24 protein-coding genes are annotated in these 26,776 nt (G+C 72.8%); 12 read left to right on the top strand and 12 right to left on the bottom strand.

Annotated features, from left to right (window positions below):
* Nucleotides 1-125: 125 nt before the first annotated feature.
* The 4 genes from ACWGR4_RS18555 to ACWGR4_RS18540 all read right to left on the bottom strand — a co-directional run bounded on the left by ACWGR4_RS18555 (nt 126) and on the right by ACWGR4_RS18540 (nt 4,798).
* On the bottom strand, nt 126-1,394 hold the full coding sequence (locus ACWGR4_RS18555) for an alpha/beta fold hydrolase (protein ID WP_452133674.1): 1,269 nt from the start codon (nt 1,392-1,394) through the stop codon (nt 126-128).
* Between the two features lie 13 nt (nt 1,395-1,407).
* Nucleotides 1,408-2,151 carry a GntR family transcriptional regulator gene (locus ACWGR4_RS18550; RefSeq protein WP_380011510.1) on the bottom strand — a complete coding sequence of 248 codons (744 nt, stop codon included), beginning with the start codon at nt 2,149-2,151 and terminating at the stop codon, nt 1,408-1,410.
* 167 nt (nt 2,152-2,318) lie between these two features.
* Nucleotides 2,319-3,722 (bottom strand): aldehyde dehydrogenase family protein, encoded by a 1,404-nt coding sequence (locus ACWGR4_RS18545; protein ID WP_452133675.1) that lies wholly within the window; start codon nt 3,720-3,722, stop codon nt 2,319-2,321.
* Nucleotides 3,723-3,886: 164 nt separating this feature from the next.
* Entirely contained in the window at nt 3,887-4,798 is a 912-nt protein-coding gene (locus tag ACWGR4_RS18540) for a dihydrodipicolinate synthase family protein (RefSeq protein WP_452133676.1), read from the bottom strand.
* A 467-nt stretch (nt 4,799-5,265) separates the two neighbouring features.
* On the opposite strand from ACWGR4_RS18540, the gene ACWGR4_RS18535 reads away from it, so the two are divergent.
* The 5 genes from ACWGR4_RS18535 (at nt 5,266) to ACWGR4_RS18515 (ending at nt 11,484) form a co-directional block, all read left to right on the top strand.
* Complete coding sequence (locus ACWGR4_RS18535; RefSeq protein ID WP_380011501.1) at nt 5,266-6,270, top strand: ABC transporter permease; 1,005 nt, start codon at nt 5,266-5,268, stop codon at nt 6,268-6,270.
* A 53-nt stretch (nt 6,271-6,323) separates the two neighbouring features.
* On the top strand, nt 6,324-8,084 hold the full coding sequence (locus tag ACWGR4_RS18530) for an ABC transporter substrate-binding protein (protein WP_380011498.1): 1,761 nt from the start codon (nt 6,324-6,326) through the stop codon (nt 8,082-8,084).
* A gap of 309 nt (nt 8,085-8,393) precedes the next feature.
* Complete coding sequence (locus ACWGR4_RS18525) at nt 8,394-9,368, top strand: ABC transporter permease (RefSeq protein ID WP_380011495.1); 975 nt, start codon at nt 8,394-8,396, stop codon at nt 9,366-9,368.
* Nucleotides 9,368-10,468, top strand: coding sequence for an ABC transporter ATP-binding protein (locus ACWGR4_RS18520; RefSeq protein ID WP_452133677.1), 1,101 nt, complete (start codon nt 9,368-9,370; stop codon nt 10,466-10,468). The genes ACWGR4_RS18525 and ACWGR4_RS18520 overlap by 1 nt, the downstream gene beginning before the upstream one ends.
* Entirely contained in the window at nt 10,465-11,484 is a 1,020-nt protein-coding gene (locus tag ACWGR4_RS18515; RefSeq protein ID WP_380011489.1) for an ABC transporter ATP-binding protein, read from the top strand. The genes ACWGR4_RS18520 and ACWGR4_RS18515 overlap by 4 nt, the downstream gene beginning before the upstream one ends.
* A 121-nt stretch (nt 11,485-11,605) precedes the next feature.
* Here ACWGR4_RS18515 and ACWGR4_RS18510 read toward each other — a convergent pair whose 3' ends face one another.
* The 4 genes from ACWGR4_RS18510 to ACWGR4_RS18495 form a co-directional block, all read right to left on the bottom strand.
* Nucleotides 11,606-11,875 carry a hypothetical protein gene (locus tag ACWGR4_RS18510; RefSeq protein ID WP_380011486.1) on the bottom strand — a complete coding sequence of 90 codons (270 nt, stop codon included), beginning with the start codon at nt 11,873-11,875 and terminating at the stop codon, nt 11,606-11,608.
* 94 nt (nt 11,876-11,969) lie between these two features.
* Nucleotides 11,970-13,337 (bottom strand): sensor histidine kinase, encoded by a 1,368-nt coding sequence (locus tag ACWGR4_RS18505; RefSeq protein ID WP_452129154.1) that lies wholly within the window; start codon nt 13,335-13,337, stop codon nt 11,970-11,972.
* A complete protein-coding gene (locus ACWGR4_RS18500; RefSeq protein WP_452129155.1) occupies nt 13,334-14,014 on the bottom strand; it encodes a response regulator transcription factor in 681 nt (226 codons plus the stop codon). The genes ACWGR4_RS18505 and ACWGR4_RS18500 overlap by 4 nt, the downstream gene beginning before the upstream one ends.
* Nucleotides 14,015-14,051: 37 nt before the next feature.
* Nucleotides 14,052-15,185, bottom strand: coding sequence for an MBL fold metallo-hydrolase (locus ACWGR4_RS18495; protein ID WP_452129156.1), 1,134 nt, complete (start codon nt 15,183-15,185; stop codon nt 14,052-14,054).
* A 322-nt stretch (nt 15,186-15,507) separates the two neighbouring features.
* On the opposite strand from ACWGR4_RS18495, the gene ACWGR4_RS18490 reads away from it, so the two are divergent.
* Nucleotides 15,508-16,947, top strand: a complete 1,440-nt coding sequence (locus ACWGR4_RS18490; protein WP_452129157.1) for an amidase — start codon at nt 15,508-15,510, stop codon at nt 16,945-16,947.
* Nucleotides 16,948-17,195: 248 nt separating this feature from the next.
* Here the strand turns inward: ACWGR4_RS18490 and ACWGR4_RS18485 are convergent, their stop codons facing one another.
* On the bottom strand, nt 17,196-17,606 hold the full coding sequence (locus tag ACWGR4_RS18485; protein WP_380002644.1) for a RidA family protein: 411 nt from the start codon (nt 17,604-17,606) through the stop codon (nt 17,196-17,198).
* Between the two features lie 194 nt (nt 17,607-17,800).
* Here ACWGR4_RS18485 and ACWGR4_RS18480 point away from each other — a divergent pair, with 194 nt between their 5' ends.
* The gene (locus ACWGR4_RS18480; RefSeq protein WP_452129158.1) at nt 17,801-18,247 is read left to right on the top strand and encodes a MarR family winged helix-turn-helix transcriptional regulator; all 447 of its coding nucleotides are present in this window, start codon (nt 17,801-17,803) and stop codon (nt 18,245-18,247) included.
* Nucleotides 18,248-18,277: 30 nt separating this feature from the next.
* Here ACWGR4_RS18480 and ACWGR4_RS18475 read toward each other — a convergent pair whose 3' ends face one another.
* Both ACWGR4_RS18475 and ACWGR4_RS18470 read right to left on the bottom strand, forming a co-directional pair.
* On the bottom strand, nt 18,278-18,799 hold the full coding sequence (locus ACWGR4_RS18475) for a cupin domain-containing protein (protein ID WP_452129159.1): 522 nt from the start codon (nt 18,797-18,799) through the stop codon (nt 18,278-18,280).
* 96 nt (nt 18,800-18,895) lie between these two features.
* Nucleotides 18,896-19,303: a DUF2267 domain-containing protein gene (locus ACWGR4_RS18470; RefSeq protein WP_380002674.1), complete on the bottom strand. Its 408-nt coding sequence runs from the start codon at nt 19,301-19,303 to the stop codon at nt 18,896-18,898.
* Nucleotides 19,304-20,071: 768 nt separating this feature from the next.
* Here ACWGR4_RS18470 and ACWGR4_RS18465 point away from each other — a divergent pair.
* The 5 genes from ACWGR4_RS18465 (at nt 20,072) to ACWGR4_RS18445 (ending at nt 25,877) form a co-directional block, all read left to right on the top strand.
* Complete coding sequence (locus ACWGR4_RS18465; protein WP_452129160.1) at nt 20,072-21,508, top strand: endonuclease/exonuclease/phosphatase family protein; 1,437 nt, start codon at nt 20,072-20,074, stop codon at nt 21,506-21,508.
* Nucleotides 21,509-21,547: 39 nt separating this feature from the next.
* On the top strand, nt 21,548-23,554 hold the full coding sequence (locus tag ACWGR4_RS18460; RefSeq protein WP_452129161.1) for a phosphocholine-specific phospholipase C: 2,007 nt from the start codon (nt 21,548-21,550) through the stop codon (nt 23,552-23,554).
* A 267-nt stretch (nt 23,555-23,821) separates the two neighbouring features.
* The gene (locus tag ACWGR4_RS18455; protein ID WP_078981407.1) at nt 23,822-24,013 is read left to right on the top strand and encodes a hypothetical protein; all 192 of its coding nucleotides are present in this window, start codon (nt 23,822-23,824) and stop codon (nt 24,011-24,013) included.
* Entirely contained in the window at nt 24,006-24,977 is a 972-nt protein-coding gene (locus ACWGR4_RS18450) for a hypothetical protein (RefSeq protein WP_452129162.1), read from the top strand. The genes ACWGR4_RS18455 and ACWGR4_RS18450 overlap by 8 nt, the downstream gene beginning before the upstream one ends.
* A gap of 84 nt (nt 24,978-25,061) precedes the next feature.
* Complete coding sequence (locus ACWGR4_RS18445; protein WP_452134215.1) at nt 25,062-25,877, top strand: hypothetical protein; 816 nt, start codon at nt 25,062-25,064, stop codon at nt 25,875-25,877.
* Between the two features lie 3 nt (nt 25,878-25,880).
* Here the strand turns inward: ACWGR4_RS18445 and ACWGR4_RS18440 are convergent, their stop codons facing one another.
* On the bottom strand, nt 25,881-26,660 hold the full coding sequence (locus tag ACWGR4_RS18440; protein ID WP_380002637.1) for a gamma-glutamyl-gamma-aminobutyrate hydrolase family protein: 780 nt from the start codon (nt 26,658-26,660) through the stop codon (nt 25,881-25,883).
* Nucleotides 26,661-26,776 lie beyond the last annotated feature (116 nt).

Below are 26,776 nucleotides of genomic sequence, written 5' to 3'. Positions count from 1 at the left end.
CCGGGTGGGGGCCCCCCCGCCCCCACCCCCGCGCGCGTTGGGGGGGGGTGGCCCCGCCCCCGCACCGTTTGGGGGGGGGCGGGGGGCCCGCGCCACGACTCGGGTTCGGGGTGGGGCGGGCGGGCTCAGACCACGCCGGCCGTCATGTCCATCAGGCGGGACAGGACCGCGTCGCCGGAGGCGGTGACGCCGTCGTGCTCCCACTCGTTGGTGACCCAGGTCCGGACCGCGCCGACCTCGCGGGCGGTGCGCAGGGACAGGCCGGCGTCGACGTACATGTCGTCGTGGTAGACGATCGCCGCGACCGGGACCCGGTTGGCGGCCAGCCGCGCCGGGTCGTACAGCGGCGCCCAGTCGGCGCGTTCGGCGAGCAGGTGGGCGGCCTCGGCGAACGGGCGCAGGCCGGCGATCTCGTCGAACATCCAGGGGTGGATGGTCTCGCCGGTGAGCAGCAGCGGGTCCGCGTCGTCGGCGAAGTCCGCCAGCGCGGTGTGGGTCCGCTCGGCGGCCCATCCGGTGGCGCCCGCGCCCTGGGCGTAGATGGACTCCTGGAGCACCGCGTACAGCGGGTTGTCGACGAACCCGGTCAGCGTGGCCACCTGGCGCAGGAAGGTGTCGGAGAGTTCGCCGGTCGTGGGGTCCAGGGCCTCGTCGAGCAGCCAGTGCACCCGCTCGAAGCCGTCCCCCATGCCGAACACCTGGCCCAGGGTGCGCAGTCGACGCACCGTCAGCACATCGCCGTCGGGCAGTCGTACGCCACCGCCGGCGACCGTGTCGGCGATCCGGCGCAGCCGGGCCACGTCGTCCGGGTAGCGCTCGCGGAACTCGGCGTTCTTGTCCCGGATGCGCGGGTAGGTCAGCGCGTACACGTCGTCGGCCGTGGCGGACAGGCCGGGCAGGCCGCCGGTGATGTGGCAGCGGCGCAGTCCCTCCGGGGCCAGCGACAGGTAGCTGAGCGTGATGAACCCGCCGTAGCTCTGACCGAGCGTCTCCCAGGGCTCGTCGTCGCACAACGCACGGCGGATCGCCTCGGCGTCGGCGACGATCGAGTCGGCGCGGAAGTGCGCGAGGTGGGAGGCCAGTTCGTCGGCGGAGCGGAACCGGGCGGCGGCCCGGGCGGTCACCGGGGCGCTGCGTCCGGTGCCGCGCTGGTCCAGGAGCAACACGCGGTGGGTCCTGGTGGCGTGCCGCAGCCAGCCGGGAGAGCCGGAGATCGGCCGCGGCGACTTGCCGCCCGGGCCGCCCTGGAGGTAGAGCAGCCAGGGGAGCTTCTCGTGGGCGCGGGCGGGATCGACGACCTCGCGGGCGAAGACGTCGATCCGGGGGCCGGTCGGATCGTGGTGGTCCAGCGGCAGCGGGAACACGTGGTCGGTGATCGTGTATCGGTGGTTCATGGGGGAGTTCGCCCTAGTCTTCCGGTGTGGACTCGCGCGCCCGGTCGGACCAGAGCGAGCGGATGTGGCCCAGGTGTTCGCTCATCGCGCGGCGTACGCCGGCCGCGTCTCCGGCGAGCAACAGGTCGAGGATCTCCTCGTGTTCGCGGGCCGAGGCGACCAGCGCGCCGCGTTCGGCGAGTTGGGTGAGGCCGTACAGGCGCGAGCGCTTGCGCAGGTCGCCGACCACCTCGACCAGGCGGCGATTGCCGCCGAGTTCGAGCAGGCCGAGGTGGAACTGGCGGTCGGATTCGAGGTATCCGATCAGGTCGCGGCGTTCGGCGGCGGCCACGATGGCGGCGGCCACCGGGCGCAGTGCCTCCAGGGCCGCGTGGTCGGCGGTCTCGGCGAGGCGTTCGATCACCGGGATCTCGATCAGCGCCCGGATCTCGGTGTATTCGTCGAGGTCGCGGCCGGACAGCGCGGTCACCCGGAAGCCCTTGTTGCGGACCACCTCGACCAGACCCTCCTTCACGAGGTCGAGCATCGCCTCGCGTACGGGGGTGGCCGAGACGCGGAACTGGGCGGCCAGGCTCGGTGCCGAGTAGACGACGTCGGGGCGCAGCTCGCCGGCGATCAGGGCGGCACGCAGCGCGTGTGTGACCTGATCGCGCAGACTGCGGTGTTCCCGCACGGACGGCAGGTTCAGCGAGCCCGGGGTGTCCCCGGCGCCGTTCCCGAGGACGTGCCCGCTCGATACTTCGGCGTCCGCGCTCATCTGGTGTGTCCCTCCTCGGGACCGGATACGATCCGGCCTTTGTACGATGTGCAATGGCACAGCGTAGCCGCCACCGCGCCCGAAGCCTCCTTTCCGTCGTGATCTCTTTGTGCGCCGGTGCGCCGACCGGGCGCCCCGGCGGGTCCGGCCGTGGGTCGACCGCGCGGCTACGGCGTGCCGGTGGGGTCCGCCGGGAGCAGGCTCACGGTGCGTACCGAGGTGTAGAAGTCGGCGGCGGCGCGGCCCTGTTCGCGGGGGCCGTGGCTGGATGCCTTGGTGCCGCCGAAGGGCATGTGGAAGTCGACGCCCGTGGTCGGCGCGTTGACCTTGACCAGGCCGGTGTCGATCCGGTCGACCACGGTCAGCGCGGCGTCGAGGTCGCGGGTGTGTACGGAGGTGACCAGGCCGTGCGGCACGTCGCGGGCCAGTTCCAGGGCCTCGGTGAGGTCGGCGGCGGTCTGCAGGACGGCGACCGGGCCGAAGACCTCCTCGCGCAGGATCGGGTGGCCGGCGGGGACCCGCTCCAGGATGGTCGGGGCGGTGTACCAGCCCGGGCCGTCGGGGGTCTCGCTCGTGGCCAGGACCCGGGCGCCGGCGCCGGTCGCGGCGTCGATCGCGGTGCGTACCCGGTCGCGGGCCGCCTCGCCGATCACCGGTCCGCACACCGTGGCGGCGTCGCGGGGGTCGCCCACGGTCAGGGCGCGCGTGGCAGTGGTCAGGGCCGCGCGCAGCGGCTCGGGGTCGCCGACCACGATGATCCGGCCGGTGGCGGTGCACTTTTGGCCCGCGTAGCCGAACGCGGCGGCGATCAGTTGGCCGGCGGTGGTGCGCACGTCGGCGTCCGGGAGCACCAGCGCGGCGTTGCAGCCGCCCAACTCGGCCTGTACCGGGATGCCCCGGGCGGTGGCGGCGCGGACCACCTCCTGCCCCACGGCGGTGGAGCCGGTGAAGGAGACCACGTCGGCGGTCTCGACCACGGCCGCGCCGGTGGCGGCCTCGCCGGGCAGCACGGTGAACACGTCGGCGGGCAGCACCTCGGCCAGCAGTTCGGCCAGGCGCAGCGCGCAGCCCAGGGCCTGCGGAGCGGGCTTGAGCAGGACGGCGTTGCCCGTGGCGAGCGCGGGCGCAGCCTTCCAGAGCGGGATGGCCAGCGGGAAGTTCCACGGCGTGATCAGCCCGGCCACGCCGTGCGGGCGGCGGCGGGTGAGCAACAGGCCGGGGCCGGCGGCGGGTTCGTGCACCGTGCCGACCGGGTCGTAGGCCTGCTGGGCGTTGTGGCGCAGGATGGCGACGGCGCGGGCGACCTCGCCGCGGGCCTCGGCGATCGGCTTGCCGACCTCGCGCACGATCAGGTCGGCGAGGTCGCCGGCTGCGGCGGCGATCCGGTCGGCGGCGGCGTCGAGCGCGGTGCAGCGGGCGCCGGCGCCGGCGTCGAGCCAGGCCCGCTGGGCGATCCGGGCCCGCTCGGCGGCCCGACGCACGTCGGCGGGCGCGACGGCCGGCGCCTCGGCGACCTGCGTGTCGGGGGCGGCGGGGTCGTGGCTGCGGACGGGCGGTGCGGTGGTGGTCACGATGGCAAGCCCTTCGGGAAGGGAACGGCGGGGGTGGTCGGCGTCGGTGCGGCCGGTCGGCGGCCCGCGACGGGTGTGGCTCGGAGCGGTGCCCGGGGTGGGCGAGAGTGGCGTCGCGGGCCGGAGGCGGGTGGGGGCCGGCCCGTCGAGGGCCGGTGGGTCGGTCAGCTCAGCCCGGCGGCGACGGCGCGTTCGGTGGCTCGGCGCACGGTGTCCTGGGCCTCGGCGGAGAGCGGGCGGCGCGGGGGACGGCAGGGGCCGCCGGGCTTGCCGACCACATCCATCGAGAGCTTGATCGCCTGGACGAACTCGGTGCGGGTGTCCCAACGCAGCAGCGGATGCAGGATGTCGTACAGCTCGCGGGCGCGGACCAGGTCGCCGGCGCGCGTGGCGTGGTACAGCTCGGCGCAGGCGGTCGGCAACACGTTGGAGAAGCCGCCGATCCAGCCCTTGGCGCCGCCGACGGCCAGCTCCAGGAGCACATCGTCGGCACCGGCCAACAGGTCGAGGTCGGGGGCGAGTTCGGCGATCCGGTAGGCGCGTCGGGTGTCGCCGCTGAACTCCTTGACGCCGACGATGTGGCCGTCGGCGTGCAGCTTGGCGAGCAGTTCGGGGGACAGGTCGACCCGGGTGTCGAACGGGTTGTTGTAGGCGACGATCGGCAGGCCGACGGCGGCCACGTCGGCGTAGTGCGCGTGCACCTCGGCGTCGTCGGCGCGGTAGGCGTTGGGCGGCAGCAGCATGACCGCGCGGGCGCCGGCCTCGGCGGCCTGTTCGGTCCAGCGGCGCGCCTCGGTGGAGCCGTACGCGGCGACTCCGGGCATCACCCGGTCGCCGCCGATGGCCTCGATCGCGACCTCGACCACGCGGGCGCGTTCCTCCGGGGTGAGGGTCTGGTACTCGCCCAGGGATCCGTTGGGCACCACGCCGTCGCAGCCCGCGTCGACCAGCTCGCGCAGGTGCTCGGCGAACGCGTCGTAGTCGATGCTCAGGTCGGCCCGCAGCGGCAGCGTGGTGGCGACCATGAGGCCGCGCCAGGGGTGCAGGGTGCGGTCGGTGGTGGTCGGTGCGGACATGGGAACTCCTTGACGGGTGAGGCGAATCGGATGGTGGCGCGCACTGCGGAGGCGGCCCCCGGGCGCCCTCGGCGAGCATTCGCGCGGGCTCGGCGGGAGCCGAGGGGCGGGTGACGGAGGAGGGCGGGTGCCGGTCGTCGGCGAGGCGAACGACCGGCACCCGGGCGCCGGGGCCGGGGGTGCGGCGCCGGCGCCGGTCCATGTCGGCTCGTGCGACGTCGTTGTCGCAGGGCTCCGCTCCGGTCACCTCAGTACAATGTCACATGGCTCCAGTGTTGCGCCAGCCCTCCGTCGGAGGTGGCCAAAAAATGGCCGCGAGGGTAAAGCCGCAGGTGGAAGGTAAAGGAAAGGTAAATACAATGTCGCACCTCAAATGTGACACGGCCTAAACCTTGACCCCTGGATCACCCGTGGGCAGAGTTCCCCACCACCACCCACCCCGCCGCCTCCCGAGAGGCTCGCCAAACATGACCACCCTCGCGCCCCCCACGGATCCGCCGGTCGAGGAGGATCCGCCCATCACCCGACCGGCCCCCGCCGGGCTGCGCCCCTCGCAACTCGCCTGGCGACGCTTCCGGCGCGACCGCACCGGGATCGCCGCCGCCTGCGTCGTCGCCGTCTTCGTCGTCGCGGGCCTCGGCGCACCGCTGTTCGCCAAGCTCTACGGCAAGGACCCGTACACCACCTACGGCCAGAACCGCCCCGGCCTGCTCAACGAGTTCGGCTTCCCGATCGCCCCCAACGGCGGCATCTCCGGCGACTTCTGGCTCGGTCTCGAACCCGGCCTCGGCCGGGACGTGCTCACCCAACTCCTGTACGGCATCCGCACCTCGCTGCTCATCTCGCTCGCCGTGGTCGTGGTGGTCACCGTGCTCGGGGTGCTGGTCGGGGTGACCGCCGGATACCTGGGCGGCGGCACCGACTTCGTCGTCGGCCGGGTGATCGACGTGATGCTCAGCTTCCCCTCGACGTTGTTCTTCATCGCCTTCACGCCGGTGGTCACCTCGCTGCTCACCGAACCCGGCGAACAGATGTCCTCGGTCCTGCGGGCGGGGGTGATCATCGCCGTGCTCGCCGCGTTCGGTTGGGCATCGGTGGCCCGCCTGCTGCGCGGTCAGGTGTTGTCCCTGCGCAACCGCGAATACGTCGAGGCCGCCCGGGTGATCGGGGCCTCGCCCGGCCGCGTGGTGCTGCGCGAACTGCTGCCCAACCTGGTCACCCCGATCCTGGTCAGCGCCTCGATGGCGGTGCCGTCCTACGTGACCACCGAGGCGGCGCTGTCCTACCTCGGCGTGGGCATGGTCGAGCCCACCCCCGACTGGGGGCGGATGTTGCTCAAGGGCGCCGAGGTCTACAAGACCGACATCACCTACATGTGTGTGCCGGGCATCTCGATGCTCGTGTTCGTCGTCGCCTTCAACCTGCTCGGCGACTCGGTCCGCGACGCGCTCGACCCGAAGAGCGACCGCTGACCACCGCGCTCCTCGCGATACCGCACCAGCACGGCAAACCCTCGGAAGGAACCATGACCCTGCGCACCGGTACCACCAGAGCCACGCTCGTCACGCTGGTCCTCGCCCTCGGCGCGGCCGCGTGTTCCAGCGGCGGCGGCAGCTCCGACGGCGGAGGGCCCGGCAAGGGCGCCGCTCCCAAGGCCCAGGTCCGCGCGGTGTCGATCGGCGCCGCCGCCGAGTCGAAGGGTCCGGCCAAGGAACTCCCCGGCGCCAAGCCCGGCGGCACCGCCACGGTTTTGGAGCGCGCCGACTTCAACCACCTCGACCCGGCGCGCGTCTACGTCTCGCACGAGCAGACCGCCGAACTGCTGATCTCGCGTCAGCTCACCACGTACAAGCAGGAGGGCGACCACACCACGCTGGTCGGCGACCTGGCCACCGACACCGGCACCAGCCCCGACGGCGGCAAGACCTGGACCTTCACCCTCAAGGACGGGCTCAAGTACGAGGACGGGTCGCCGATCACCGCGCAGGACGTCAAGTACGGCATCGAGCGCTCCTTCGCCAAGGAGATCACCGGCGGCCCGACCTGGATCCAGGAATGGCTGGTCGGCAACACCGACTTCCGTTCGGTCTACGACGGCCCGTACGGGGGCCGCGAGTTGGACGCGATCAAGACCCCCGACGCGCGCACCGTCACCTTCGCGCTGCCCGCGCCGCGCGGCGACTTCCCGTTCGCGGTGGCGATGCACACCAGCACCCCGGTGCCGCGCGCCAAGGACACCAAACTCGAGTACGACAAGCACCCGTTCTCCAGCGGCCCCTACAAGATCTCCGGCCGCGAGATCGACAAGTCCATGACCATGGTGCGCAACGAGCACTGGGACCCGAACACCGACGCGGTCCGGCACGCCTACCCCGACCAGTGGAAGTTCGAGTTCGGCGCGTCCAACCAGCAGATCAACGAGCGGCTGATCGCGGCGAACGGCAACGACCGCAGCGCGATGACGTTCCGTGTCGCGGTCGGCCGCGAGGTGGCCCAACAGGTGCTCACCACACCGGAGTTGAAGGCCCGCACGGCGGACGCGGCGACCCCGTACACCGAGTACTTCGAGATGAACAACCGGCGCCTGACCAACCCGAAGGTGCGCCAGGCGCTGATCGCGGCGTTCCCCAAGGAGCAGGTGCGACAGATCCTCGGTGGCCCCGCCTACGGCGAGTTCGCCACCACGCTGATGGGCCCGACGGTGCTCGGCTTCGAGTCGTACGACCTGGCGGGTGTACCGCCCACGGGTGATGTGAACAAGGCCAAGCAGCTGCTCGCCGAAGCCGGCACGCCCAACCCCACCATCACCTACGCGTACAACCAGACCCCCATGTGGGAGCAGGTCTCGGTGACCATCGTCCAGGCCCTCCAGCAGGCCGGCTTCAAGGTGGTCCCGCAGCCGATCAACGACAAGAGCTACTACACCGAGATCGGCCGGATGGACAACAAGTACGACCTGTACTGGGCCGGTTGGGGCGCCGACTGGCCGAGCGCGGCGACCGTGCTCCCGGCCAAGTTCGACGGCCGCAAGATCATGGACGACGGCTCCGTGTACAGCCTGTACAACAACCCGGCGATGAGCACCGAGATGGACCGGATCACCGCGATGTCGGACGTGGTCGCCGCGGGCAAGGAGTGGTCGAATCTGGAGAAGAAGATCATGGCCGACGCCCCCGTGGTGCCGTTCGTCTACCGGCGCCAACTGACCCTGTACGGCCCCGGCCTGGGCGGCGTGCGGGTCGGCTTCATCGGCTCGACCTACCCGATCGACGTCTGGGTCAAGTAGCCCCGGGCGAGGCGGCCCCGGCGCCGCGGGCGGGAAGGCTCCCCTCTTCCCGCCCGCGGCACCCGCGCCGCCGGGCCACCCGGCCACTCCCAGCGCGTGTCTTCGGACCCCCGCCGAGCTTCACCACGCCCGGCGCCGCACCTCGCCGCCCCGGAGAAACAGGCGAATAGAACCACTGTGCACCTGCTTCTCCGGCACGCCGATGCACGGCATCCGCCCTTCGGGCTCCTCGCTGCGCTCACGCCGCGGAGCCCGACGGCGGTCCGAAGACACGCGCTGGGTCCGACCTCCAGTGAGGGCCCCATCCCCATGTTCCGATTCCTGGTGCAGCGACTGCTCGGCGCGGCGCTGATCCTGTTCGTCGTCTTCACCGTCACCTTCTTCCTGTTCTTCGCGATGCCGGACGATCCGGCACGGTTGTCCTGCGGCAAGACCTGCACCCCAGAGACGCTGGCGCTGATCCGCCGCGACCTCGGCCTGGACGAGTCCGTGCCGATGCAGTACTGGCACTACATCGTCGGCGTCTTCGCCGGCCGCGACTTCGGCGCCTCGCACTGCTCCGCGCCGTGCCTGGGCTACTCGTTCGTCAACCACGAGCCGGTCCTCGACACCCTGCTCGACCGTTTCCCCGCCACCCTCTCGCTGGCGCTCGGCGCCTCGGTGATCTTCCTCGGCGTCGGCGTCATGATCGGCATGCTCGCGGCGCTGCGGCGCGGCACCTGGCTGGACAAGTCCACCATGGCGCTGTCGCTGATCGGCGCCTCGGTGACGATCCAGTTCCTCGGCGTGATCGCCCGCTACGTGTTGGTCGACCAACTGCGCTGGTTGCCCAAACCCGAATACCTGCCGTTCACCGGTGATCCCGGCGGCTGGATGGGCGGGTTGTTGCTGCCGTGGCTGACGCTGGCCTGCGTCCAGGCCGCGGTGTACGCCCGACTGACCCGCGCGTCGATGATCGACGCGCTCGGCGAGGACCACGTACGCACCGTGCGGGCGAAGGGATTGACGTCGCGTCAGGTCTACCTGAAACACGCGTGGCGCGGCGCGATCACCCCGGTGGTGACCGTGTACGGCATCGAACTGGGCGTGCTGCTCGGCGGCGCGGTGGTCACCGAGACCACCTTCAACATCCCCGGCATCGGCAAGCTCGCGGTCAACGCTGTCGCCAACTCCGACCTGCCGATGATCACCGGAGTGGTGCTGATCGCCGCCACCGCCATGGTGCTCGCCAACGTCGCGGTGGACGCCGTGTACGCCGTCATCGACCCCCGGGTGCGTGTGTGATGACCCCTCCGCTGCTTGCGGTCCGCGACCTGCGGGTCCGCTTCGCCACCGAGGGCGGCGTGGTCAAGGCCGTCGACGGTGTCTCCTTCGACGTCGAACGCGGCCGTACCCTCGGCATCGTCGGCGAGTCCGGCTCGGGCAAGAGCGTCACCAACCTCACCCTCCTGGGCCTGCACAACCCCGCCCGCACCACCGTCGAGGGCAGCGCCGTCCTGGACGGCACCGAACTGGTCGGCGCGTCCGAACGCACCCTGCGGGACCTGCGCGGACAACGTGTGTCGATGGTCTTCCAGGACCCGCTCACCGCGCTCTCCCCCTACTACACGGTGGGCGCCCAGATCGTGGAGACCTACCGGCGCCACACCGGTGCCGGCCGCCGCGAGGCGCTCGACCGGGCGATCGAGATGCTGGACCGGGTCGGCATCCCCCAGGCCGCCCGACGGGCCCGGGAGTATCCGCACCTGTTCTCCGGGGGTATGCGCCAGCGCGCGATGATCGCCATGGCGCTGGTGTGCGAACCCGACCTGCTGATCGCCGACGAGCCCACCACCGCGCTCGACGTCACCGTCCAAGCCCAGATCCTCGACCTGCTCGGCGAACTCCAGGCGCAACTGGGCACCGCGATCATCCTGGTCACGCACGACCTCGGCGTGGTCGCCGACGTCGCCGACGAGGTGCTGGTGATGTACGCCGGCCGGGCGGTCGAACTCGGCCCGGCGGCGGAGGTGTTGGAGACCCCCAAGCATCCGTACACCCGGGGTCTGCTCGCGTCGGTACCGCGGCTGTCCGACCCGCTGGACCGCCCGCTGCGACCGGTGCCCGGCGCGCCGCCCAGCCTGCTCGCGCCGCCGCCCGGCTGCGCCTTCCACCCGCGCTGCGCCCAGGTGATCGCGGGGCCCGGATCGCCGTGCCGCACCCAGGCGCCGGTGCTCGTGGGGGAGGGCGACAGCGGACATGCGGCCGCCTGTCACCTGGATGCGGTGCCCGTAGCGGTGGGGGCCGGGTCGGTGGCGGTAGCGGCGGCGGGGGTCGGGTCCGCGGAACGGGAGCAGGAGCGGGCGCAGTTGCCCGACGCGCGAGAAGGCGGGAAGAACATATGAGCACATCCGAGGCGCCGCTGCTCGAAGTGGCGGGACTGACCAAACACTTCCCCGGGCCGCGCAGTCTGCTCCGCCGCCGAGTCGGAGCCGTCCGTGCGGTGGACGGCATCGACCTCACGGTCGAGGCCGGGGAGAGCATCGGACTGGTAGGCGAGTCGGGCTGCGGCAAGTCGACCACCGGGCGGCTGATCACCCGCCTGCTCGAACCGAGCGCGGGCACGATTCGGTACCGGGGCCAGGACATCACCCATGCCTCGCGCCGCGAACTCGCGCCGATCCGGGCGCAGATCCAGATGGTGTTCCAGGACCCGTACTCGTCGCTGAACCCCCGGCACACCATCGGCGGCATCCTGCGTGCCCCGCTGGACGTCAACAACATCGACCCACCCGGCGGTCGGCGCAAGCGGGTTCAGGAACTTCTCGACACCGTCGGCCTGAACCCCGAGCACTACAACCGCTTTCCGCACGAGTTCTCCGGCGGACAGCGGCAACGCATCGGGATCGCCCGGGCGTTGGCCGCCGGGCCCAAGCTGATCGTGGCCGACGAGCCGGTGTCCGCGCTGGACGTGTCCATCCAGGCGCAGGTGATCAACCTGCTCGCGGACCTGCGGCGCGATCTGGGCATCGCGTTCGTGTTCATCGCGCACGACCTGGCCGTGGTCCGGCACTTCTGCGACCGGGTCGTGGTGATGTACCTGGGCCGGGTGGTGGAGAGCGCGGAACGCGGCGCGCTGTACGAGAACGCGCATCACCCGTACACGCACGCCCTGTTGTCGGCGGTGCCCGGCGCGGTCGGGCCGGACGGGGGTCGGCGCGAACGTATCCGGTTGACGGGCGATGTGCCCAGTCCGATCAACCCGCCCTCGGGCTGCCACTTCCGGACCCGCTGCCACAAGGCGCAGGACGTGTGCGCGACGACCGCACCGCCGTTGACCGCCCTGGCGGGGGATCCCGGGCATCGGGTGGCCTGCCACTTCCCTTCGCCCGCCAAGACGTTGGCGTCGGTGGGGGGATAGGACCCCGGCCGGACGGGGGCGGCCGGACGGGGGATGGGGGGATGGGGGACGGGGCGGGCGGCCGGTCATGGCTTTGGCGGGCCGCCCGCCCCGTGGGGGCGCCGGTGAAGGGCCGATCCCTTCACCGACGTTCGGTGTTCCGGTGCCACCACCGCCAGGCCCGCTCGACCGGCTGCCAGGCGGGGTTGCCCACCGATTCGACGGTGGGCCGACGCGGCGCCGGTTGGTCATGCCGGGCGGCGTCGGGACCGAACACCGCGGCCGGTACCACGATCACGATCACCACGGCCACCACGATCGGCACCAGCACCCGACGGGCGGTGCGGGACGGAGGTTTCGGGCGGCGGGCGTCGGAGCGGCGGGAGTCGCCGTGGCCGGGTGTGACGGACATGGGGAGAGTTTGGCGCGGCGTTCATGAGGATTTCGTGATGTGGCCTTGAAGTGGCCTTGATATGGCCGGAGCGGCGGCGCCGGGGCGGGTCGGGTCAGGGCTCGCGGGACTCGATGGGTTCGCGGGGCGGTTCGGGGCGGGATTCCGGGGGCGGTTCGGTCGGCAGGCGGAGTTCGGCGACGGCGCCGCCGCCGGGGGCGTCGGTGATGCGGGCGGTGCCGCCGTGCAGGTCGGCCACCCAGCGCACGATCGCCAGGCCGATTCCGGTACCGCCCGTCGGGCCCATCGCGCGTCGCTCGAAGACCCGCTCGCGGTCGCCCTCGGCGACCCCGGGCCCGCGGTCGCGCACTCGTACCGCGCCGTCCGCGACCTCGACGTCGATCGCGGCATCGCCGCCGCCGTGCTTGAGCGCGTTGTCCACCAGGTTGCGCACCGCCTGGGCCAACAACTCCGGATCGCCGCGTACCACGGTCGGCTCGGTCCGTACCACGAACCGCGCCCCGGACGGCGGCAGTTCGTCCACCACCTGCTCGACCAGCTGATCGAGCCGCAGCGCCTCGCGCTCCACCTCCTGCGTCCCGGCCTGGACCCGGGCCCGCACCAGCAATCCGGTGACCAACCGGCCCAGCTGATCCACCAGGCGCGTTGCGCGGGCCAGTTCCCTCGGCGCGGTCTCCGGCGCCGCCGCGCCCGCGGAGGTGACCAGACGCAACGTGGCCAACGGGGTGCGCAGTTCGTGCGCGGCCTCGGACAGGAACTGCTCCTGCTGCTCCAGCGTGTGCAGCGCGGGCCGCATGCTGCGCCCGGACAGCAGGTGCCCGGCCAGGCCCGCCGCCGCGGCCAGGGCGAGGCAGCCCAGGAACAACCAGCGCACGAGCCGGTCGTGGTCGCGCCGCCCGGGTCCCGGGTCGGCGACGGCGATCAACGCCGCGTCGACACGGTCGCCCTCCCACACCGGCGCCGCGGCCACCCGCACCGTGCGGCCGTCGCGCCCCTCGGCGTCCCAGGCCACCGCCGACTGCACCTCCCGGGCGTCCGCGCCGATCTCGGTCAGTTGCTCCGCGCTCGGCAGCAGCGGCGAGTCGGCGGGTTCGGCGTAGGAGCGTCGGGGCACCCCGGCCGGATCCCATTCGACCACGGCGATCGCCACGTCCCCCTCGACGAGTTCGTCCTCGTGCAGCGAGTCCAGGCGCAGCGTCCCGTCCTCGTAGTAGAGCGCCCGGGACAGGCCCGACACGCGGCGGTCGAGGTCGTTGTCCAGCTCGCGGTCCCGGGATTGGCCGTCGATGGACCCGGCGACCACGGCGAGAACGACCAGGCAGACCGCCGTGGTGAGGGTGAACAGCGCGGTCAGCGTCCAGCGCAGGCGGCGCAGCCGGGTGACGGCGGGGCGGAGGGGCCGGCCGGCACGGGTGGGCGGCGGGTTCGGTGCCCGGGGCGCCGATCGTGCGCGGAATCTCACGGGGTGCCGGCCGCTTCGTCCGCGCCGATCACGAAGCCGACGCCGCGCACCGTCCCGATCAGGGCCGGTGGGCCGAGTTTGCGGCGCAGTTGGGCGATCACCGCGTCCACGACGTTGGACATCGGTTCGGCCATCTCGTCCCAGCAGCACTCGATCAGGTCGGCGCGCGGCACCACCTGTCCGGCGCGGGCGGTCAGCAGTTCCAGGACCGCGAACTCCTTCACGGTCAGCGTGAGCAGCACCCCGGCCCGGCGCACCCGGCGGCGGGCGGTGTCGATCTCGACGTCGCCGACCACCGAGACCGGCGGCCGGGGCTGCTCGGCGCGGCGGCACAACGCACGTACCCGGGCGGCCAGTTCCTCGAAGACGAAGGGCTTGACGAGGTAGTCGTCGGCGCCGCCGTCGAAGCCCGCGAGCCGGTCGGGCACGGCGTCCATCGCGGTCAACATCAGCACCGGGGTACGTGCGCCCGCCGCGCGCAGCCGGCGGACCAGGTCCAGCCCGTCGCCGTCGGGCAGGCCGCGGTCGACGACCAGGCAGTCGTAGGTGTTGACCGCGACCTTGAGGTCGGCGTCGTCGATGCGCCCGGCCGCGTCCACCGCGAACCCGACCGTTTGCAATCCGGACACCACGGCCCGACCCAGATCCGGATCGTCCTCCACCACGAGCACACGCATGATCGTGAGCTTAGGCCCTGCCCGGCGGGGGCTCGGGTCAGCGGGTCCGGGCGGGGTCCGGGCCGCGGGTGAGTTCCCACCACGGGCTGACCTGGGCGGCGTCGTCGGTGTCGACCCGATCCCCGGGGCGCGGGATGGCCAGCCGTACGTCCTTGGCCTTGGCCTCCTGCCACAGCCGGTCGACCGGTTCGGCCCACGGATGCAGGGCGAGGTCGAAGGTCGCCCAGTGCACCGGGAGGAGCACCTTCCCGCCCAGGTCCAAGTGGGCGGTGACGGCCTCTTCGGGGTTCATGTGGATGTCGGGCCAACTCGGGCTGTACGCGCCGATCGGCATCAGGGTCAGGTCGAAGGGGCCGTGCGCGGCGCCGATCCGGGCGTAGCCGTCGAAGTAGCCGGAGTCGCCGGCGTAGAACACCCGGCGCTCGGCGCCCGCGACCACCCATGAGCCCCACAGCGTGTCGTTGCGGCGCAGGGTGCGGCCGGAGAAGTGGCGGGCCGCGGTGGCGGTGAAGCGCAGGCCGGCGACCGTGGCGTCCTCCTCCCAGTCGAGTTCGACGATGCGGTCGGCGGGGACGTTCCAGCGCTCCAGGTGGGCGCCGATGCCGAGCGGGACGAGGAAGGGCGCGGTCTGGGTCGCGGTGAGCGCGCGTACGGTGGCGCGGTCGAGGTGGTCGTAGTGGTCGTGCGAGATGACCACCGCGTCGACGGTGGGCAGGGCGGCGAGCGGGACCGGCAGTGGATGCATCCGGCGGGGGCCGACGAGCTGCGACGGGGAGACGCGGTCGCTCCACACCGGGTCGAAGAGCACGCGGCGGCCCTCGATCTCGACCAGGGTGCTCGCGTGGCCGTACCAGACGGCACTCACCCCGTGCGGGGACTGCGGCACGGTCGGGGCGGCGACCAGGGGTACGGGCGCGGCGGGTCGGCGCAGGTCACGGTCGCGGAGCAGGTCCGCGATCAGGCCGGGCGCGCTGCCGGCCGCGACCAGGGCGGCGGGTACGGGGTTGTGGAACGCGCCGTCCCGGAACTGCGGCGAGCGTTGCATGCGGGCCAGGCGTTCGCCGTCGGCCTTGCCGCCGAACTCCGCCGGGACGTCCCGCAACGCCCAGCCGGCGGCGGCCAACGCCAGCCCACCCGCGACCAGTCGGCCCGCCGATCGGATTCCCGCCATCGATCACACTCTCCTCGTGTCGTCCTCAGGCACTTCAACCGACGACGGGTGTGACACGTTCCCCAAACCACGAATCCCGACGCATCCACGTGGCCCACGGCGATCACCCGGCCCACGCACCGCCGGCCGGCCCCGGCTCCGCGTGCCTGGCCACCCCGCACCCACCGCCTCACGCACCCCCGAGCCCGCCGCGCCCGCTGCGCCCTTGCGTCCACCGCGCCCGCGCTGCGCGCTGGTTCGTTGCGGTGGCTGTTGTATTCCGGATTGCTTGATTGCATCATGCAGTTGATGGATTGAGTCAAGCGAAGCGAGGGTGCGCGCGATGGACACCGGTGAGTTGTTGGACGACCACGACGCCGTGGGGCTGGCCGATCTTGTTCGGCGGCGGGAGGTGTCGCCGGCGGAGTTGCTCGATGCGGTGCTGCGGCGGATCGAGGAGCGTGATCCGACGCTGCGGGCATTCGTATCGACACGTGTCGCGGCGGCCCGGGCGGAGGCGGCGGGGGAGTTGTCCGACGGGCCGCTGCGAGGGGTGCCGTTCGCGGTGAAGGATCTCGGCTGCGACGTGGCCGGCATGGTGAGCAGTCAGGGCTCGCGGCTGTTCGCCGACGCGGTCGCGGCGCGGGACGGTGCGCTGACCACGCGGTACCGGCGGGCAGGGCTCGTCGTGGTCGGCAAGACGAACAGCCCCGAGTTCGGCAAGAACGCCAGTACCGAACCGCTCCTGCACGGCCCCTCGCACAACCCCTGGCGGACCACGCACTCCACCGGGGGCTCCTCCGGCGGTTCGGCCGCCGCCGTGGCCGGGGGCATCCTGCCGGCCGCGCACGCCAACGACGGCGGCGGCTCGATCCGGATCCCGGCCGCCTGCTGCGGGCTGTTCGGGCTCAAGCCGTCGCGGGGCCGGGTGCCCGACGACCAGGGGCTGTCCGCCCTGGCCTACCCGCTGTCGATCGCGCACGCGGTCACCCGGACCGTCCGCGACTCGGCCGCGCTGCTCGACGTGGTCGCCGGACCGCTGCCGGGCGACCCGTACGCGGCCCTGCCGGCGCCGGCGGCCGGATCGTTCCTGGCCGCACTCGACACCGCGCCCACCCGGCTGCGGGTGGGGTTCGCGACGGCCAACGTGGACGGGGTCGCCGCGCACCCGGCGGCGGTGCGCGCGGTGGAGCGTACGGCCGCGCTGCTCGCCGAACTGGGCCATCGGGTCGAGGAGGCCGCGCCGGTGTGGGACGGACCGGCCACGGGGCAGGCGCTCGGGCAGGTGATGTCGGCGGCGACGCACGCTCAGATCGAGGACCGGTTGGCCGAACTGGGCCGGGAATTGCGGGAGGACGACATCGAGCCGTTCACCCGGGTGATCCACGAGCGCACGGCGGCGATGCGGGGGCCGGATCTGGTGCGGGCGTTGCAGACCGTGGTGCGGATCGGACGGGAGGTGGCGCCGTTCTTCGAGGCGTACGATGTGTGGCTGAGCCCGACGTTGGGCGTGCCGGTACCCGAACTCGGCGTGCTGGACACGAGCGACCCGGCGAGCATGTACGCGCACGCCGCCAAGATGACCTGGTTCACCTCGGTGTTCAACGTGACCGGACTGCCGTCGGCGAGTGTGCCGGCCGGCTTCGACGAGGTCGGGTTGCCGGTGGCGATCCAGCTCACCGGCCGGCTTGGCGCCGAGGCGCAACTCCTGCGGTTGGCCGCGCAGTTGGAGGAGGCCGCGCCGTGGCCCAAGCAGGCGCCGTGGCCGCCGGCGGTGGGGTGACGGCGGCGCCGTGGGGCGTGGTGGCGGTGCTCGGCGCTTGATGCCGACGCCGCCGCAGCCCCGGACGTTCGGGCACGATCAGGATCGCCTTCGCCGCAGGAAGAGCCGGTTGGGCCGGAGCGTGGTCGGCAGGTCCGGCATCGCGTCGGGATGGACCCCCGCGCGGGATGGCGCGGGGGTCTGCGCGGCGCCGAAGTTGCCGGTTGTGTCCGGGAGTTGGCCGGACAGCGCGCCGCCGCGAAGCGTGCTCAGGCGGGCAGCGCCGCCGTGAGCTCGACCTCGACCAGCTGCCCCGGGAAGCCGAGTTGCGCGACGCCGAGGAGCGTACTCGCCGTGGTGAACGCGGGTCCGAGGTCGGAGCGGGTGAGGCGGGCCCAGGCGGCGCCGAGGACCGCGCGGTCGGCGCTGACCACGTAGATGACGGAGCGAACGACGTGCTCCGGCCGGGCGTTCACCGCTCCGAGGGCGGCGAGCGCGTTCGCGGCCACCTGGTCGATCTGCGCGTCGAGATCGTCCGGGCCCACCAGCGCGCCGGATCGGTCGAGCGGGCACTGGCCGGACAGGAAAGCCGTTCGCCCGGCCTCCACCACCGCGATGTGGTGATAGCCGGGCGTCGGGTGCAGGTCGTCGGGGTTGATGCGCGTGATGTCGGTGCTCATGAGGGCGAGTCTGGCGATCGGGCGGAGGCGGCGCACCGGCTTTTTCGGGCCGGTCGTGGCCCTCCTGAGGAGGTCGGCCGTCGAAAGATAATAGCCATGGACATGATAGCCATGTACTGTAAATGTCATCGGCTCGGCGATCACGAGCGCCACACCCGGCCCTCCCGGACCGCCTGACAACTTACGGAGCAACCATGACCACCACCGCATCCCCGGTCACCCCACGCGCCCTCGCGCTGGCGCACTACGCCGGGCGGGCCCTGCTGGAGCGGGTGTTGGCTCGCCACGGGGTCACCTTCCACCAGGGCGTCACGCTGCGGGTCGTCGCCGTCGCGGACGGGGCCGTCGGTCGCGACGAACTCGTCGGCGAGGTGACCGGTTCGCTGAAGGAGCCCGAGTCCGTGGTGCGCGGCGTCGTCGAGGAGTTGGTGGCCGCGAAGCTGGTCGAGGCGGACCCGGCGGACGCGGCCCGGCTCCGGCTCACCGGCGCCGGGCGCACGTTGTACGACACCACCACGGCCGAGACCGCCGGGATCTCCGCCCGCGTCTACGCCGACATCGCCCCCGAGGATCTGGCCGTCGCAGGCCGCGTCCTGGCCCTGATCACAGAGCACGCGAACGCCGAACTGGCCCGCGTCTGAGGGGCGTTCGGCGCGGTCGGCGGTGGCGGGTCAGTCGGCCGGGTGGAAGTCGTACGGGAGTTCGTCGTAGACGTAATAGACGCAGTCGGCGCCGGGTGCGCATTGGCCCCAGTGCACGGCCTTGCTCGGGTAGGACAGGAAGTCGCCGGCGCCGACGCGGTAGCGCTTGTGGCCCTCGACGTTCCAGAGCACGGTGCCCGACACGCCGACGACGTGTTCCGGGCTGGTGTGCCAGTGGGGGGCGAAGCGAGTGCCCGCCTCGAGCGTGAACATCGCCTCGGACGGGCCGGTCTTCGGGTCGCCGGTGAGTTGCACGTACGTGCAGCCGGCCAGGCCCTCGCACGGTGTGCCGACGCCGGGGCGGTGGTGGTGGTAGACGACCTTGTCGTACGCGGCGGCGGTGGGCGCGGTGTCGGCCGAGGCCGAAGGCGAGGCCGAGGCGACGCTGCCCACGCCGAGGGTCGGGGCGAGGGCCAGGACGGCCAGGAGGGCCCGGCTCCGCCGACGACGTGTCCCTGTCCGGGTCCGTGCCCATGTACGCGTTCGTGGCATGACGACTCCCCGAGAGTGCGCAGGCCCGAAACGGTATTCGGACCGTGGTCCGCTTAATTTAGCGGACTGTGGTCCGTTTGTCTTGTCCGTGCTGGGTCATTCGAGCGGTCGGCCCGGTCGAGGACGGCCGAAGAGCAGGTCGTAGCCGGGTGGCAGTTGCAGGAGCAGGCGGTTCATCAGGTCTTCGCCGGCGGCGTCGGCCACCACGCTCAGCACCGCCCCGACGTCCCACAGCGCGGTCTCGTCGGTGGCGCCGTCGATCCAGGCGCCGGTCGCGCGGACGAAGCGCTCCGCGCTGAGCGGTTCGTGTGCGGGGAGCGGGTTGAGCAGTACCAGCGCGCAGGTCTCCGGCAACCGCGGGGCCAGTTCGGCGCGTTCGGCGCCGACCAGGTGGGCGCCCAGGAGCGCGAGTACGACCCGGATGGCACGTTCGGCCTCTTCGGGCGAGGAGTATTCGCCCCGTTCCCGGACTGCCGCGAGGAATGCTTCCCATCGCATCGGCATGTGCATCGGACCTTCTTTTCCTATCGGTCTGCGGTGCTCGGGGCCGCCGGCGGGCACGGGGCGCCATGCCTCGGACCGTCGTTCGGCCCGGGTCGGTGCACGCGGCTTCGGGGCGGGAGCGGTGCGCCCGGGGGTCGGGAAAACCCCGGGGCCGGCCGCCTCCGGGGCTCCCGCTCACGGAGCGGGTGCGTGCGGATGCGCGTCGGTATACGCGCGCCTCCTCGGGTCTCCGACGCGCATGGGGTGACCCCATCTATTTAACTCTCCACCTGGCGCCGGCACGAACATTCGCGGCATCTCAGGACGGATTCCACCGCCGGGTGTCGGGCCGGTGTCGTTTTCCCGGGCCGCGGATTCACGCCGAGTGGCCTTCGGTGTCGGGACGTGACCGGTCGCCTGCCCTCGCTCGTGGTTTCGGGTGGTCCTCGGGTGCGCCGGGTCTTCCCGTGAAGCTCGTTCGGGTGTGCGCGGGCGTTCATGTGCCGGACATCGGTCGCCGGCCTACTGAGCCGAACCGTTTGGCCAACTCGACTTCTGCCTGGAGTACTTCCGTGCCCACCACCCGTGGCCGCGACATACCGGTCCCGGCCGGTCGCGCCGCCGCGCTCGGGCGCGGGTCGGGCATGGCGTGCGATTGCCGAGTGGTGGTCCTACGCGGCGCCGCCTGCCGGAACGTTCTCGGCTGAGTCTCCCCGAGTCGGTGTGCCGCACCACCCGGATGCCCCTCGTACCACTGCCACCTCCCCGTACCGGAAAGGAATCGACGACATGTCTGGGAGCTCGCTCACCCTTGTGCGCCCCACCGCGCCGAAGGAGGGTGATCAACTGACCTTCCGCTTCGCCACCGACGCGCCGCACCCGAAGAACTGGGTCGGGGTGTACGACGGCGCCCGCGTGCCGGGCAACGGGGGTTCGCTGGTCTGGAAGTACGTCACCGCCGCCGAGGGGGAGGTGACCCTGGAGACCCAGGGGCTCACCGACGGGCCGTACACCGCCTACCTGTTGGCCAAGGACGGCTACACGATCCTCGCGCGGAGCGCGCCGTTCGGCTTCGCGGCCCGACCGGTGCCACCGCGGCCCCGGTTCGCCGTCGACACCCTCACCACCTCGGCGGTCGCGGCGGGGGAGGCGACCGTGGTGCGGTTGGCCGGCCTGTGGACCGCGGCCGACGGGAAACAGAACGGCAGGGGCGTCACGTTCCGGGCCCGCGGCGGCGACGACTGGCTGAGCGTCGGCGCCGACGGCACCGTCATCGCGAAGGCCCCGCGCGCCGGCACGCACCACCCCGGCGTACTGACCGTCGAGGGCCGCGACGGCGTGACCGGCGCCACGTCGCAGCTCGCCGTCCAGGTGCCGGTGCGGCGCAACCCGCGCGGCATCGTGTTGAAGGTGGCCACCCTCGACGCCTGGGACGGGGGCCGGCACGTGGACGGCGCGCTCACCAAGCTGCTCCGACTCGTGCTCACCCAGGGCCTGGACGTGCTCGCGCTCCAGGACACCGGCGGCACGCTGGGCACTTCGCTGGCCGATGCGCTGGGGTGGGCGGTGTACGAGGACCCGGGAGGGCTCGCGCTGATCAGCCGGTATCCGCTCGCCGACACGCGGCCCGAGGATCGTGATCTGCCCGCGATCGCCGCCACGGTGCGGGCGCCGGGCGTGCGCGCCGTGCGGGTGTGGAACGCGCGGCTGGACGAGGGCGACTACGGGCCGCTCGGGATCCGGCGGGGGCGCACCCCCGCGCAGGCGGAGGCGGCCGAGTGGGCGAGCCTGCGCTACCGGCAGGCGCAGAACCTGGTCACCGCGATGGCCCCGGACCTGGGCGCGTCCCGGGACACCCCGGTGCTGCTCGCCGCCGCGCTGTCCTCGCCCTCGCACCTGGACTGGACCGTACGGACCGCCGGCAGCCACGGCACGACGGGCCCGGTGCGCTGGCCGGTCACCCAACTGCTCGACCAGGCCCGCCTCGTCGACGTCTTCCGAGCGGCGCACCGCGACCCGGTCCGCGAGCCCGGCAACACCTGGTCGCCGGTGGACCCGGCCCAGCCCCAGGACCGGATCGACGCGCTGTACACGGCCGGACCGCTGTCCGCCGACGAGGCGCACATCCTGGTCACCGGTTGGCCCAAGCCGATCCCGGACACGGCCGCGAACGGCTGGCCCAGCGACCATGCCGCCGCCGTGGCCACCTTCGGCGTCCGCGCCTGACTGCCCGTCAATTCCCCTTTCCCGAAAGGTCGCTTCGCCATGACCGAGTTCAGCCGCCGCTCCTTCGTGGGGGCCTCCGCGGCCGTCGGCGCGGCCGGCGCGGTGGGTCTCACCGCGACGCCCGCGCAGGCGGATCCGGATCCGGCCGTGGACGCCGCCCGCCGGCCCACGCCGGGCAGCATCAAGGACGTGCGCCACGTGGTGATCCTGATGCAGGAGAACCGCAGCTTCGACCACTACTTCGGCGCCCTCGCGGGCGTGCGGGGCTTCGCCGACCGGCAGGGGCTGGTCCTGCCGGGCGGCGGCGACGTCTTCCGCCAGCCGCACCCGGGCCGCACCGACGGCGGCTATCTGCTGCCGTACCGGATGGACTCCACCAAGTACAACGCGCAGAATGCCGGCGGCCTCCCGCACGACTGGACCACCGGGCACACCGCGGTCAACAACGGCGCGCAGAACCGCTGGGTGGCGGCCAAGGGCGAGCGGTCGATGGGCTACTTCACCCGGGAGGACATCCCGTACCAGTACGCCCTCGCCGACGCGTTCACCGTCTGCGACGCGTACTTCACCTCGCTCAACGGGCCCACCGACCCGAACCGGCTCTACCTGTGGTCGGGCACGGCGGGACCCGGTCGGGACGGCACCACGGGGCCGTGGATCGACAACACCCCCGTGACGGACAACCCGGTCGCCGACTGGACGACCTACGCCGAGCGGCTCTCCGCCGCCGGGGTGAGCTGGCGGGTGTACCACAACCCGAGCAAGGACGAGCGCTACGGCGACTACGACGACAACGGGCTGTCGTACTTCAAGCAGTTCCACACGTTCGCCAAGGACGACCCGCGGTATGTGAACGCGATGACCAAGTGGGACCTGAGCGCGTTCGACGCGCACTGCAAGGACGGCACCCTGCCGACGGTCTCCTGGCTGGTCGCACCGTACCTGTTCAGCGAACACCCCGACGCCGGGCCGAACTACGGGGCGCACTGGGTGAATACGGCGCTGCGCTCGACGTTCGCCAACCCCGAGGTGTGGAAGCACACCGTGTTCCTGCTGATGTACGACGAGAACGACGGCTACTTCGACCACGTGGTGCCGCCGATGCCGGAGCCGGGCACGCCCGAGGAGTTCGTCGGCGGGCGGCCGATCGGTCTCGGGTCGCGGGTGCCGCTGTGGGTGGTCTCGCCGTGGAGCCGGGGCGGGCGGGTGAACTCGCAGGTGGCCGACCACACGTCGGTGCTGCGCTTCCTGGAGACGGTGACGGGCGTTGCGGAGCCCAACATATCCGCGTGGCGGCGCACCGTCTGCGGCGACCTGACCTCGTGCTTCGACTTCGGCCGGCCCGACTTCACGATCCCGGCGCTGCCGGACACGAACGAGCTGATCGCCAAGGCGGACGCGGCCAAGGCGCTGCCCGGTGTGCGCTTGCCCGAGCCCGGCGCACAGCAGGTGCCGGTCCAGGAACCCGGCTACCGGCCGCATCGCCCGCTGCCGTATCGGCCGTGGGCGGACGCGACCGTGGACCGGAGCACCGGTCGGGTGGTGTGCACGCTGGTCAACGAGGGCACGGTGGGCTACCACTTCACCGTGTTCCCGAACATCGCGCTGCCGTTCGCCGGGACGCCGTTCACGGTGGCGGCCGGCAAGAACGCGACGTACGTGTGGGAGGCGGCGGGCACGGACGGAGCCTACGACTTCAGCGTGCACGGGGCGGACGGCTTCGTGCGACGCTTCGCCGGCACCGTGGTGCGCGAGCCGCAGCGCGACATCCCCGTACCGTCGGTCCGGGCCACGCTGCGCGGGCGCCGGCCGGACTCGGCGCGGCTCGACCTGCAGCTGGGCAACGACGGTGACGCGGAAGTCCGCTTCACCATCACCCCGAACGACTTCGGCGGCACCGCGCGCGACCACTGGATCGGCTCGCGCGCCCACGACGCGGTCTCCTGGCCCACCGACGAACACGGCCGCTACGACATCACGATCACCGCCCCCGACGGCTTCACCCGCCGCTACGCCGGCACGGTCCACCCCGCCGAGCGCGACTGACCGGCCCGCCTTCCCCCGGCCCCGGGTGGGCCGGGCCCGGGGGAGGCGGCTCGGGGTCGGCTCCCGGTCGCCGAGTCGGGCTCCGAGCCGTTTTCGATTCGGGCATCGAGGGCAAACGGCCCGGCACGTGGCCGGGGCGGTGTCGGGTGGAAACGGGAACCCGGTTGGCTTCTTTGGCTGTGAGTGCAACTGATCGGGGCAGTCTCAGCGTTGATGAACATGACGCACCGTTTCGGGTCGTCGCACCGTTCACAGTCAGGAGAGGCCATGACCGGTCCCTTGATCCTCGGCCGCAGGGCCCCGGTTCCCATGGGTGGGGCGCCCGTGCTGCCCCGTCACCACTACGACCCGGATCTGTGCGTCAACGTCACCGCGGGTGGGAAGCTGCTGATCCACGCGGTGAACTCCGGCACGTACACCGGCACGCAGGAACCCCGGGGTTACAAGAAGGATGACTGATCACGGCGCGGGCGTCGTGATCGTGGCCACCGAGGAGGATCTGACCGCCGACATGGTGGCGGCTCACCTCCTCGGCGGCCCGGCGGCCGTCCTGCGTCTGGACCCGGGGCGAATGCGCGAACGGCCGCTGGTCACCGGGCACTTCAGCGGCGGGCGCTGGCGCACCGTGCTGAGTTCCGGCACCGCGACGGTGACCCTGGACGAGCGCTGCGCCGTCTACTGGCGCAAGCCCACCCGCCCCGACACGCTTGCCCCCGCCGAGGAGCGCTGGCGGGCGGACGAGAACACCACCGCGCTGCTGGGCCTGTTGCGCGCGCAGCCGCTGAAGGTGTGGATCGACGATCCCACCGTGGTCGAGGCATCGCGTCACAAACCCACCCAGCTACGGGCCGCCGCGCGGCGCGGCTTCACCGTGCCCGACACGCTGTTCACCAGCGACCCCGGGGCCGCGCGCGCGTTCATCGCCGCGCATCGGGACAAGGTCGTGGTCAAGGCGCTGACCCAGCGGCACACCACGTTCATCCCCACCACGCGCATCCGGCTCTCCGACGACCTGTCCGGGATCGCCGGCACCCTGCACTACCTCCAGGCCCTGGTCGAGGACCGGCTGTTCGACGCGCGGGTGACGGTCGTCGACGACCGGGTCTTCGCCGCGGCGATCAGCACCGACGGCGAACTGGACTGGCGCTCCGTGCCCGCCGACGCGTGCGAGCACCGGGTGATCACCCCGCCGCCGGACCTGGCGCGGGCCTGCGTCGAGCACGTGCGCGATCTCGGACTCACCTACGCCGCCCTGGACTTCGTGGTCACCGCCGCCGGGTGGACCTACCTGGAGACCAACTGCGTCGGCGAGTTCGGCTGGATCGAGAGCGCGACCGGGCTGCCGATATCCGCCCGGATCGCACACACCCTGCGGCACGGCCGCAGCCGACCGAGCGACCCCCTCCGCGCCGTCTGCGGCTGAGCGCGCGCCCACCGCGTGACCCGAAGACCCGCCGTCATCCCCCAGGCCGTCCACGGTGTCCCGGGCGCCTGCGAAGATCGGGGAATGGATCCGCTGCTCGCCGCCGCGCTGGACGCCCTCGGCATCGCCGACCGTCCGCGTCCGCTGACCGCGCACCACACCAACGCGTGGCGGGCGGGACAGTGGCGGATCAAGACCGCGGAGAGCCCGGCGGAGGCCGTCCCGCTGCGCCACGAGGCGCGGGCGCTGACGCTGTTGCGCAAGCAGGGGCTGTACCCGGTCTCGGGCACCTACGGGCACGTGGGCGCCGGGCTGTGGACCGCGGTGGAGTGGCGGCCGGGGGTGACCCTGTGGCGATGGTGCGCCTCCGCCCGACGCGGCGGCCCCGGCCGGGCGCATCACCTGCCGGTCCTGGCGCACCGGGCGTTCGCGGGGCTGGCCCGGCTGCACGCGGCGGGCTGGCATCACGGCGACATCCAGCCGATGAACATCCTGGTCACCCCGGGCGGCGAGATCGAGTTCATCGACCACGACCTCGCCCAGCATCCCGACCTGCTCCCGCTGTCGGTGCCCTATCGGGGCGGCATGGACCTGACCACCGCGCCCGAGATAGCCAGGCGTCTCCTGGACACCGGGCCCGGCGAGCACATCGAGCTCAGCGACGCCGCCGAGGTGTACAGCCTCGGCGCCTCCTTCCGGGCCGCGTGGACCGGTCGCCCGCCCGCCACCGACCGGCAGGTCGGCGACGGGGTCGGCGCCGCCGACATCCTGGAGGACATCGCCACCGGCCGGCGCCGCACACCGCTGGTCGACGCCCGGCCGTGGGCGGATCCCGATCTGGAGTCGCTGATCGAGGCGACCATGTCCCTCGACCCGGCCCGGCGCGCCGAGGGCCTGTGAGGCTCAGGCCACCGGCGAGGGGAAATCGGTGATCGTCGCGGTGTGCGGCGCCGTCTCGGGCCGTCGGGCGGAGACCAGGTGCGGCCGGCGCGCGGCGGCGACCAGGGCGTCGGCGACGCGCGTGTCCCGGCCCGCCTCGGGGTGCCACTGCACGCCGAGCACGAAGCCGTCGCCCGGCAGCTCCACGGCCTCCACGATGCCGTCCCGGGCCCGGGCGCCCACCACGAGCCCGTCCCCGAGCCGGTCCACCGCCTGGTGGTGGTAGGTCGGCACCTCGTACGGCTCCGCGCCCAGCGATCCGAACAGCGTGCCGGGGAGCGGTTCCACCACGTGCGCGGCCAGTGTCCCGGGCGGGCCGGAGTGCTCGCCGTGGCCGACCACGTCCGGCAGGTGCTGGATCAGCGTGCCGCCGAGCACCACGTTGAGCAACTGCATGCCCCGGCAGATGGCCAGGAGCGGCGTGTTCGATCCGAGGGCCGCCTCGATCAGCGCGATCTCCCAGACGTCGCGCGCATCGTTGGTCGGCCCGGTCCGCGGATGCGGCTGCGCGCCGTAGCGCTGCGGCCGCACGTCCGGCCCGCCCGCGATCACCACCGCGTCCACCCGCGCCACCGTCTCGGCCGCCGCCTCGGGCTCGTCCGGCGGCAGCAGGACCGCCAGGCCGCCGGCGCGCCGGAAGTACGTCGGGTAGTCGAGCGGGACCAGGACGGCGGGCTGGTGCCACGCGCCCCAGCGGACGGATTCCTCGTGGTAGGTGCTGATACCGATCAGGGGCTTGGGCATGGCGGGTGGCTCGGTTCCTCACGGTGCGCGGCGGACGGGTGCCGGGGTTCGGTGGGGTCGGGGCTCGGGGGTCGGGGCTCGGGGGTCCACGGGTCGGTATGGGGCGGGCGCCGGGG

The sequence above is a fragment of the Embleya sp. NPDC055664 genome (genome assembly GCF_053618075.1).
This window is presented reverse-complemented; position numbering and strand designations above follow the sequence as displayed.

What these genes read in the sequence shown, in the direction of transcription:
- ACWGR4_RS18555 (WP_452133674.1), bottom strand. Translation starts at nt 1,394, where the DNA reads ATGAACCACCGATACACGATCACCGACCACGTGTTCCCGCTGCCGCTG.
- ACWGR4_RS18550 (WP_380011510.1), bottom strand. Translation starts at nt 2,151, where the DNA reads ATGAGCGCGGACGCCGAAGTATCGAGCGGGCACGTCCTCGGGAACGGC.
- ACWGR4_RS18540 (WP_452133676.1), bottom strand. Translation starts at nt 4,798, where the DNA reads ATGTCCGCACCGACCACCACCGACCGCACCCTGCACCCCTGGCGCGGC.
- ACWGR4_RS18535 (WP_380011501.1), top strand. Translation starts at nt 5,266, where the DNA reads ATGACCACCCTCGCGCCCCCCACGGATCCGCCGGTCGAGGAGGATCCG.
- ACWGR4_RS18530 (WP_380011498.1), top strand. Translation starts at nt 6,324, where the DNA reads ATGACCCTGCGCACCGGTACCACCAGAGCCACGCTCGTCACGCTGGTC.
- ACWGR4_RS18525 (WP_380011495.1), top strand. Translation starts at nt 8,394, where the DNA reads ATGTTCCGATTCCTGGTGCAGCGACTGCTCGGCGCGGCGCTGATCCTG.
- ACWGR4_RS18520 (WP_452133677.1), top strand. Translation starts at nt 9,368, where the DNA reads ATGACCCCTCCGCTGCTTGCGGTCCGCGACCTGCGGGTCCGCTTCGCC.
- ACWGR4_RS18515 (WP_380011489.1), top strand. Translation starts at nt 10,465, where the DNA reads ATGAGCACATCCGAGGCGCCGCTGCTCGAAGTGGCGGGACTGACCAAA.
- ACWGR4_RS18510 (WP_380011486.1), bottom strand. Translation starts at nt 11,875, where the DNA reads ATGTCCGTCACACCCGGCCACGGCGACTCCCGCCGCTCCGACGCCCGC.
- ACWGR4_RS18500 (WP_452129155.1), bottom strand. Translation starts at nt 14,014, where the DNA reads ATGCGTGTGCTCGTGGTGGAGGACGATCCGGATCTGGGTCGGGCCGTG.
- ACWGR4_RS18495 (WP_452129156.1), bottom strand. Translation starts at nt 15,185, where the DNA reads ATGGCGGGAATCCGATCGGCGGGCCGACTGGTCGCGGGTGGGCTGGCG.
- ACWGR4_RS18490 (WP_452129157.1), top strand. Translation starts at nt 15,508, where the DNA reads ATGGACACCGGTGAGTTGTTGGACGACCACGACGCCGTGGGGCTGGCC.
- ACWGR4_RS18485 (WP_380002644.1), bottom strand. Translation starts at nt 17,606, where the DNA reads ATGAGCACCGACATCACGCGCATCAACCCCGACGACCTGCACCCGACG.
- ACWGR4_RS18480 (WP_452129158.1), top strand. Translation starts at nt 17,801, where the DNA reads ATGACCACCACCGCATCCCCGGTCACCCCACGCGCCCTCGCGCTGGCG.
- ACWGR4_RS18475 (WP_452129159.1), bottom strand. Translation starts at nt 18,799, where the DNA reads ATGCCACGAACGCGTACATGGGCACGGACCCGGACAGGGACACGTCGT.
- ACWGR4_RS18470 (WP_380002674.1), bottom strand. Translation starts at nt 19,303, where the DNA reads ATGCCGATGCGATGGGAAGCATTCCTCGCGGCAGTCCGGGAACGGGGC.
- ACWGR4_RS18465 (WP_452129160.1), top strand. Translation starts at nt 20,072, where the DNA reads ATGTCTGGGAGCTCGCTCACCCTTGTGCGCCCCACCGCGCCGAAGGAG.
- ACWGR4_RS18460 (WP_452129161.1), top strand. Translation starts at nt 21,548, where the DNA reads ATGACCGAGTTCAGCCGCCGCTCCTTCGTGGGGGCCTCCGCGGCCGTC.
- ACWGR4_RS18455 (WP_078981407.1), top strand. Translation starts at nt 23,822, where the DNA reads ATGACCGGTCCCTTGATCCTCGGCCGCAGGGCCCCGGTTCCCATGGGT.
- ACWGR4_RS18450 (WP_452129162.1), top strand. Translation starts at nt 24,006, where the DNA reads ATGACTGATCACGGCGCGGGCGTCGTGATCGTGGCCACCGAGGAGGAT.
- ACWGR4_RS18445 (WP_452134215.1), top strand. Translation starts at nt 25,062, where the DNA reads ATGGATCCGCTGCTCGCCGCCGCGCTGGACGCCCTCGGCATCGCCGAC.
- ACWGR4_RS18440 (WP_380002637.1), bottom strand. Translation starts at nt 26,660, where the DNA reads ATGCCCAAGCCCCTGATCGGTATCAGCACCTACCACGAGGAATCCGTC.